The 5,693-nt window shown below is 69.4% G+C and carries 3 protein-coding genes; all 3 read right to left on the bottom strand.

Features of this window, described 5'->3' with window-relative positions; translation table 11 throughout:
• Window positions 1-137: 137 nt before the first annotated feature.
• The 3 genes from sphsw_RS12055 to sphsw_RS12065 all read right to left on the bottom strand — a co-directional run bounded on the left by sphsw_RS12055 (window position 138) and on the right by sphsw_RS12065 (window position 5,333).
• On the bottom strand, window positions 138-1,436 hold the full coding sequence (locus sphsw_RS12055; RefSeq protein WP_031440831.1) for an Hsp70 family protein: 1,299 nt from the start codon (window positions 1,434-1,436) through the stop codon (window positions 138-140).
• A gap of 100 nt (window positions 1,437-1,536) precedes the next feature.
• A complete protein-coding gene (locus sphsw_RS12060; protein ID WP_052380930.1) occupies window positions 1,537-4,809 on the bottom strand; it encodes a PAS domain-containing protein in 3,273 nt (1,090 codons plus the stop codon).
• 47 nt (window positions 4,810-4,856) lie between these two features.
• Window positions 4,857-5,333, bottom strand: coding sequence for a YaiI/YqxD family protein (locus sphsw_RS12065; RefSeq protein ID WP_031440833.1), 477 nt, complete (start codon window positions 5,331-5,333; stop codon window positions 4,857-4,859).
• Window positions 5,334-5,693 lie beyond the last annotated feature (360 nt).

Here is a 5,693-nt window from a genome sequence, read left to right on the forward strand (position 1 = left end):
CGCCTCTTCGGACCCGCTCAGCCGGCTGTTCATCAGCTCGTTCGCACCGAGCATGATCGAGAATTCCGCGCCGCGCTGGAGCAGCCGCAACTCGCCGCCGCCCGGCACCTGCGCCGTCCCGAGAAGAACCCGCGGGATCATGCAGACCACGCCGCGATGTCGTCCTGCTCGCCGATCAGCGCGAGGCCGTGCGCGATCGAGGTCAGCTCGCCGCCGATCATGATCGCCGCCTCGCCGAACCGCTCGACGAAAATCCGCCGCACCCGCGGGATCAGCGACGATCCGCCGGTCAGGAACACGCGGTCGATATCGCCGCCGCCGACCTTGGCCGCCGCCAGCGCCTGGTCGACCGTCGCCTCGATCCGCGCGACGTCGTCGGCGATCCAGCCCTCGAACTGCGCGCGCGTCACCTCTGCCTCAATCTCCAGCCCCGCGCCCGCAAAGTGGAAATGCGCGTCCTCGCCCTGCGACAGCGCGCGCTTCAACGTGCCCACCGCGTCGTACAGCGGGTAGCCGAGCTCGTTCTCGATCACCGCGATCATCCGCCCGATCGCATCGGGGTCGATCGCGGTCTTCTGCAACCGCTCGAGCTCGGTCATCGTCTTGCGGTTGCGCATCAGCGCGAGCCTGGACCAGTCCGCGAAATCGGCGAAATAGGCGCGCGGGATCTCGAGCTCCTTGCCGAACGACTTGTACGCGCCGCCCTTGCCGAGCATCGGCAGCACCAGACGGTCGAGGATCCGGTAATCGAACCGGTCGCCCGCAATCCCGATGCCCGCATGGCCGAGCGGCGTACAGCGTCGCGCCGCGCCCGGCTCGGCGACGCGCACGACCGAGAAATCGCTCGTCCCGCCACCGAAATCGGCGACCAGGATCGTCGCGGGCTCGGTCAGCCGCGTCGCATAGCTGTACGCAGCACCAAGCGGTTCGTAGACATAATGGATCTCCGCGCCGAACCCCTTGAACATCGCGTCGTAGCGCGTCCGCGCCAGCGCCTCGTCGGGCCGCGCACCGGCATATTCGACCGGTCGCCCGACCACGATCCGCTGCGGCCGCGTGTCGAGCTTGCCGCCCGCATGCGCGATCAGCTTGTCGAGGAACAGCTTGCCCATCTCCTCGAAGCGATAGCGCTTGTCGAAGACGGAGGCCTGTTCGAACGTCTTCATCGCCGCGACCGACTTGAACGACTGGATGAACCGGCTGTCGAGCGGATATTCCATATATTCCGCGATCGCCCACGGCCCCGCATCGACCGCGAGCCCCTTGCCGCTGTCGTCCTGCCAGAAGCAGAGCGCGGAGCGGAACACCGGGCTGGTCTCGGCGGGGGCGGCGAAGGTCACGAGTTCGGGCGTGCCGCCGGGCGTCCCGAGCGCCACGACGCTGTTGGTCGTGCCGAAGTCGAGCCCCAGTGCGGGACTCGCGGCTGGCGTTTGCATGAAGGTCTCCGGGAGCGGGTGGCGCCTGCCTATGCCGACCGGGGCCCCGGGATGGCAACCGGTAAAGTCGCGGGCGACGCGTCTTCGCGCTCGCCCGGGGTCAGCGCGCGACCATCTCGCGGATCCGTTCGGCGAGCATGTCGAGCGCGAACGGCTTGGTGATCATCTCCATCCCCGCACCGAGAAATTCGCCGCGCACCGCCGCCTTTTCGGCATAGCCGGTGACGAACAGGATGCGCAGATCGGGGCGATGCCGCCGCGCGACCTCGGCCAACTGGCGCCCGTCCATCCCGGGCAGGCCGACATCGCTGACCAGCAGGTCGATCCGCCGCTCGCTCTCGAGGATCGGGATCGCCGCGTGCGCGTCGCCCGCCTCCATCACGCCGTAGCCGAGGCTGCCGAGGATATCGACGATCAGCATCCGCACCGCGACATCGTCCTCGACCACCAGCACGCATTCGCCGTCCGCGCGCGGCAGGTCGCGGTCCGCGGTCGGCACACTGACCGCGGCGGTGCCGTGGAAGCGCGGCAGGTACAGCTTGACCGTCGTGCCCTCGCCCTCCTCCGAATAGATCCGGACATGCCCGCCCGACTGGCGCGCAAAGCCATAGATCATCGACAGGCCGAGCCCGGTGCCCTGCCCGATCGGCTTGGTGGTGAAGAACGGGTCGAACGCCTTCTCGATCACCGCCTTCGACATGCCCGTGCCGGTGTCGCTGACGCCGATCGCGACATAGTCGCCGGGCGCCAGATCCCCGATCGCCTCGGTATAGTGCGCGTCGAGATGCGTGTTCTCGGTCTCGATCGTCAGCCGCCCGCCCTCGGGCATCGCGTCGCGCGCGTTGATCGCGAGGTTGAGCAGCGCGCTTTCGAGCTGGTTGGCATCCGTCGTCACCGGCCAGGTCGCGTCCTGCCGCCGGATCTCGAGCCGCGCATTCTCGCCGAGCGTCCGTGCGAGCAGATCCTCCATGTCGGCGATCAGCCGGTCGACATCGGTCGCCTTCACGTCGAGCGACTGGCGCCGCGAAAAGGCGAGCAGCCGCTGCGTCAGCCCGGCGGCACGTTGCGCGGAGACCGTCGCCGCCTCCAGATAGCGGTCGACCTTGTCCGGGCGCGGTTCGGGCACGTTGCGCCGGACCATGTCGAGCCCGCCCAGGATGCCGGTGAGCATGTTGTTGAAGTCGTGCGCGATGCCGCCGGTCAGCTGACCGACAGCCTCCATCTTCTGCGCCTGGCGCAGCGCATCCTCGGCGCGCGCCAGCTGCGCCTCGCGTTCCTTGTCCGCGGTGACGTCGCGCCCGACCGCGTTGATCAGCCCGTCGCCCGGCCGCGCCGCCCAGCTGATCCAGCGATAGCTGCCATCCTTGTGGGCATAGCGATTGTCGATCCGCGCGACCGCCTCGCCGCGGGCGATCCCCGCCGCGGCCAGGCCGGTATGCGCGACGTCGTCGGGGTGGAGCAGCGAGAAGAGCTGGCGTCCGACGATCTCGTCCATCGACCAGCCGAGCATGTCGGTCCAGGCGGGATTGGCGGCGACGATCGTGCCGTCGAACTCGGCGCGCAGCATGATGTCGGACGACAATTCCCACAACCGGTCGCGGTCCGCGGTCGACGCCTCGACGGCCTCGGCCAGTCCCTCGTTGATCGCGCGCAGCTGGCGCTCCGCCGCCTTGCGCGTCGACTGGTCGAGGATCGCGCCGATCATCCGCGTCGGCGCGCCGTCCTCGTCGCGGATGACGTAGCCGCGGTCGAGCACATCGGCATAGCGGCCGTCGGCGCAGGCGAACCGGTATTCGTCGGTCCAGTCGCTGTCCTGCCCGTAAATTACCGCATCGATGCTCGCATGGATCCGCGCGCGGTCCTCGGGATGGACCTGGTCCAGCCACCAGTCGCCGGTCGACTTCGCATCGGGCAGGACATGGCCATAGGCACGCGTCAGCGCCTCGTTCCACAGCACCGAATTGCTCCGCAGGTCCCAGTCCCAGATCGCGTCGTTGGTCGCGCGGCTGGCCAGCCGCAGCCGCTCGCTCGTCTCGCGCAGCGCCGCCTGTGCGCGGCGATCGTCGCTCATGTCGACGACCGTCCCGACCAGCCGGATCGGACTATCGCCATCGAAGAACGCGATGCCGTGCGCGACGATATGGCGCTCGACGCCGTCGCTCTGGCCGATCGTGCGATATTCCGAATCGAACATCCGCGTGCCCCGCGGATCGAGCGCGGCGGCGACTTGCGCATCGGCAGCTGCGCGGTCGTCGGGGTGGAGATTGGCGAGGAAGGCGGACTCGTACTCGACCGGCGCGCCCGCCGGGATCCCGAACAGCGCGCGGCACCGGTCGTCCCAGCGCAGCATGCCGTCCGCCGGCCGATAGTCGAACCGCCCCAGCCGCGCGACCCGCGTCGCGAGTTCGAGCTCCTCACGGCTTTCGGACAGCGCGACCTCGTTGCGGCGGCGCTCGCTGATGTCGTTGAACAGCACCGCGACATGATTCAGCTCGGGCGCATCGACGCGGTAGGCATAGACCTCGAACCAGCGATCCTGCAGCGCGGAGGCGGGATCCTCGAACCGCAGCGGCTCGCCGGTCGTCGCGACATGGCCGTACAGGTCGAACCAGCGCTGTTCCATGTCGGGCGCGACGTCGCGCATCGTCCGCCCGATCATGTCGTCGAGCCCGGTGTTGCGCGCAAACGCCCGGTTCACCTCGAGGAAGCGATAATCGTATGGCGCGCCGTCGGCGAACAGCACCTCGATCACGCAGAACCCCGCGTCGATCGATTCGAACAGCGAGCGATAGCGTGCCTCGCTCGCCTTCACCGCGATCTCACCGCGCACCCGGTCGACCGCGTCCGAGGTGCGCAGCGCGACGTCCTCGACCAGCGCGATATCCGCCCTGGTCCAGTCGCGCGGCGTGGCCTCGTGCAGGTACAGGACCGCCGCGAGCCGCCCGTCGCGGAACAGCGGCGCGGCGATCAGTGCGCCGACGCCGGCCTGCGCCCAGCACCGCGCGGTCGCCGGCTCACGCGCACGTGCGTCGGTCGCGCAATCGTCGACGATCACCGTGAGCCCGCGCCGCAGATCGGCGATCACGCCCGCGCCCAGCGCCGCGTCCCCGTCCCCGTCTCCGTCTCCGTCTGGCGTCGCGGCGAGGCCGGGCAGCGTCCCGTTCGACCAGTCGCCGACGCCCCGGGTCATCGCGCCGTCCGCCAACACCTCGTCATAGCCGCAGCGCGCGACGTCGAGATGCGAGCCCAGCGCCGCGGCGGCCGCCGCCATGATGTCGTCGGGCCGCGCCATCGTCCGGAACAGATCGACCAGCGCGAGTTGGAACGCCTGTCGCGCGAGCAGTTCATCACGATCGAGCAGAGGGGGACGCATAACCTATGTGTGCCCGGAGAGACCGGGGAAGTCGAGCCATGCGTGGCTCAACCGCGCTTCAGCCTCACCAGCGCAGCGTCGAGCGCGGACAGGAAGCGCGACCGGTCCGCCTTGGAGAACGGTGCGGGCCCACCGATCACGTCGCCGCCCGCGCGCAGATCGGCCATGATCGCGCGCGTGGCGATCGCACCGCCGATCGAGCTGGTGGTGAACGGCTTGCCGGTATTGGCAAGCACGGTCGCCCCCGCCTTCACGCAGCGATCGGCGAGCAGTATGTCGGCGGTGATCACCACCGCCTTCGCATCGGCCTGCTCGGCGATCCAGTCGTCGGCGGCGTCGAACCCGTCGCTGACGACGACGCGGTTGACCAGCGGGTGGACGGGCACGCGAAAATGGCTGTTCGCGACGATGGTGACGGGCACCTCGTGCCGCCACGCGACCTTGTAGATCTCGTCTTTGACGGGACACGCATCGGCGTCGACGAGGATGCGGAGGGCGTTTGGTGCGGTGGGTGCGGTCGTCATCGGCTATCTCCCGATTTCACCAACGTCGTCATCCTGACGAAAGTCAGGATCCAGGATCAAGCAGGACGGCGTCCGCGGCTCTGGATCCTGACTTTCGTCAGGATGACGGGGCTATGAGGCTCCCGGCATCGTCAGAATGACGGCGCGGGGGCCGGCCCGCGCCCTCACCCCGTTCGCCCTGAGCGAAGTCGAAGGGCATGCCCCAGGCCGGGGTACCTCGACGTCGCTCAGCACGAACGGAAGGCGGCAGGTTCAGCTACGCTCGCGATTGCCGCGATACGGCGCCTTGCGCGCCGGGGCCGGACCGCCACGCGGCGCCGCGCGGTGCAGCGTCGAGCGCGGGGCGCCCGCGTTGCTGCG

This window comes from Sphingomonas sp. FUKUSWIS1 (assembly GCF_000733135.1).
GTDB classification, from domain to species: Bacteria; Pseudomonadota; Alphaproteobacteria; order Sphingomonadales; family Sphingomonadaceae; genus Sphingomonas; species Sphingomonas aerolata.

Excerpts from the sequence above, each read along its gene's own strand:
- sphsw_RS12055 (WP_031440831.1), bottom strand. The coding sequence starts at position 1,436 with ATGCAAACGCCAGCCGCGAGTCCCGCACTGGGGCTCGACTTCGGCACG.
- sphsw_RS12065 (WP_031440833.1), bottom strand. The coding sequence starts at position 5,333 with ATGACGACCGCACCCACCGCACCAAACGCCCTCCGCATCCTCGTCGAC.
- sphsw_RS12060 (WP_052380930.1), bottom strand. The coding sequence starts at position 4,809 with ATGCGTCCCCCTCTGCTCGATCGTGATGAACTGCTCGCGCGACAGGCG.